Raw genomic sequence first — 1,569 nt, 5'->3', positions numbered from 1 at the left:
TAAACAATGCTATACCAAACATAAATATAGCCAATATAAAACCTATACCTGAAAATGCTTTTTTCTTATATTGCATTGTATCACCTACTTCCAAAACACCTGTGATACACCTACCAATGTTTTTGACATCGGTACATTTATATCAAGAGGATCACCAAATGTAGGATTCATAATACGTATTGTTGCGTGGTCTGTAACTGTCAATTCAAATTTACTTTTAATTTGAATTTTATTCGTCCCCGGAACATATTGAGTTGTCCATCTTACATCATCAAGTTCAACACCGAAATCGTTTTCCAACTCATGTTGTAAATCTGTAATTGATGAATCAATACGCCCGTTTGTTTCAACCGCACGTACCATTGTTTTAGCTATGTAATCGACATTTTGCTTTTGCAGAAAAACAGGCCATAATGTTATGAATGTATAAACAAGAGCCACAAACAGAATAATCTCAAATATCTGCCATATTGCTATACTTCCTTTTTTCTTTTTTGCAAAATATTTAGCCATATTTTTCACCGCTAATTATCCCTGAAAACCGTTAATTATACGGTCAATCATATTTGAGAAGATTGTTCGCATGCCTTCATTAGATAAAAGCATAAACACTCCTCCAACCGCAATAGCCACCAAAATAGCTATTAGAATTTCAACGAAATGAGATAATCCTTGTTTCTTCTTTTTCATCATTTCATCTTTCAACTTATTAAGTTGAATTTTAGCCTTACTTTTAAGCTCATACATTTTTTCTTTTTCCATAACTACATAATCTCCTTTTTCCTGTTATTTGAATGCTGTTAAGCTCTTAGCCATATCCATTAATATAGGTGTTATAGCTAAAATTGCTAACATAATGCCGGTTGCATATATTGATACTTTGACTTTATCCGGCAAAGCAAGTATCTTTCTGTTTTTTTCTTCTCTCCTGATTACCTCCATTTCTCTTTGTGTAAGTTGTATCGCTGTACTAACATCATCACCCTTAATGCTGCCTAATAATATATTTACGAAGTTACTGAGTTCCTGAATGTTTGTACGTTCAGCAAATGATATTAATGCCGATTCTTCACTTCCGGTTTTTAAATCAACAATCAGCAAATCCAAGTCATATTGAAACTCCTTGCAAGCTGCTTCACGATATTTTTCTATAATATCTACAAGTTGTACATTATCTCCTCTTGCATGGTCGTAAATCATTACGAATTTTGGTAAATCTCTCGTTATTGCATTATTGACTTTCTTTATTTCTTTGTTTGCAACATCAATATTACTGAAAAATAGCCATACTGCAAATATAGCAGCAATAGCAAAAAAAATAGGAACTCCTATTAATATAAATAAGGCTCCTAAGCATAATATCCATAACGATATGACTAATGCATCAGCATAGTATTTTTCAGGTGTAATGTCAATACCCACCCTTAATAGATTTCTCTGTTGTTTTTCACGAGCAATTCTATCCATTTTTATAAACTTTGAAAATACTTTTGAAATTGGATCAACAAAAAATTCTTTAAGGTCATCTGATAACTTTTTCTGATTTACCAATCGTTTAACAGCTTTTTT

The 1,569-nt window shown here is 31.9% G+C and carries 3 protein-coding genes; all 3 read right to left on the bottom strand.

The window, feature by feature from the left end; genetic code table 11:
• Positions 1-84 precede the first annotated feature (84 nt).
• The gene (locus LKE05_RS14005; protein WP_117968287.1) at positions 85-513 is read right to left on the bottom strand and encodes a DUF4320 family protein; all 429 of its coding nucleotides are present in this window, start codon (positions 511-513) and stop codon (positions 85-87) included.
• 15 nt (positions 514-528) lie between these two features.
• Positions 529-762 carry a hypothetical protein gene (locus LKE05_RS14000; RefSeq protein WP_308457245.1) on the bottom strand — a complete coding sequence of 78 codons (234 nt, stop codon included), beginning with the start codon at positions 760-762 and terminating at the stop codon, positions 529-531.
• Positions 763-786: 24 nt separating this feature from the next.
• A partial coding sequence (locus LKE05_RS13995) for a hypothetical protein (RefSeq protein ID WP_308457244.1) occupies positions 787-1,569 on the bottom strand: 783 nt, incomplete at its 5' end.

Origin of the sequence: Hominilimicola fabiformis, assembly GCF_020687385.1 — a bacterium.
In the GTDB taxonomy this organism is placed as follows: Bacteria; Bacillota; Clostridia; order UBA1381; family UBA1381; genus Hominilimicola; species Hominilimicola fabiformis.
This window is presented reverse-complemented; position numbering and strand designations above follow the sequence as displayed.

Coding starts and splice junctions, on each gene's coding strand:
- LKE05_RS14000 (WP_308457245.1), bottom strand. CDS start 762: ATGGAAAAAGAAAAAATGTATGAGCTTAAAAGTAAGGCTAAAATTCAA.
- LKE05_RS14005 (WP_117968287.1), bottom strand. CDS start 513: ATGGCTAAATATTTTGCAAAAAAGAAAAAAGGAAGTATAGCAATATGG.